2 pseudogenes are annotated in these 528 nt (G+C 46.0%); one reads left to right on the plus strand and one right to left on the minus strand.

Annotation, left to right across the window (positions count from 1 at the left end):
- Window positions 1–207: pseudogene (locus tag FHC49_RS11430) on the minus strand (N-acetylmuramoyl-L-alanine amidase); the annotation flags it as partial.
- Window positions 208–444: 237 nt separating this feature from the next.
- Here FHC49_RS11430 and FHC49_RS11435 point away from each other — a divergent pair.
- A pseudogene (locus FHC49_RS11435) lies at window positions 445–528 on the plus strand (GNAT family N-acetyltransferase); the annotation flags it as partial.

Genomic DNA, 528 nt, shown 5'->3' on the forward strand with positions numbered 1-528 from the left:
ATCAATTCCGCCGTGACCTGGATCGAGAACAACGACACGTTTGCCGCCAGATTTTTTGGCTTTCGGCTTGCTGTGTCCGTTGCTGGTTTTTAAAAGTTCGTCTTTGGCGATGGCTTGCGACATTCCTGACAACGTCAGGGCAGCCAAACCGGCTTTCAGCACCTGGCGGCGCGAAGTGAGTGTTTTTAGTGGTTTAAAAGTGCTCATACGGCCTGAGTTGTAATAATAAAGTTCCAGATGTTATATCGTATCGCGTAATCCGTTACGACGGTTTGATGTTGAGAATTGTTTTACTTTTCATTTCAATAGTTGACAACTCCCCATTATGCCACTTTTTCAACTCCCCATTATGCCACTTTTTCAACCGATTTTCGTCAGATATTGGCTAATTCGACCGTTCACGCCATAATCAGCCTTTTAACCCGCAAAAAGGTAACGAATACCATGGAGATACGCGTATTTCGCCAGGAAGATTTCGAAGAGGTCATCACCCTTTGGGAGCGTTGCGACTTGCTGCGTCCGTGGAAC

The sequence above is a fragment of the Kluyvera sp. EC_51 genome, assembly GCF_019584505.1.
In the GTDB taxonomy this organism is placed as follows: Bacteria; Pseudomonadota; Gammaproteobacteria; order Enterobacterales; family Enterobacteriaceae; genus Kluyvera; species Kluyvera sichuanensis.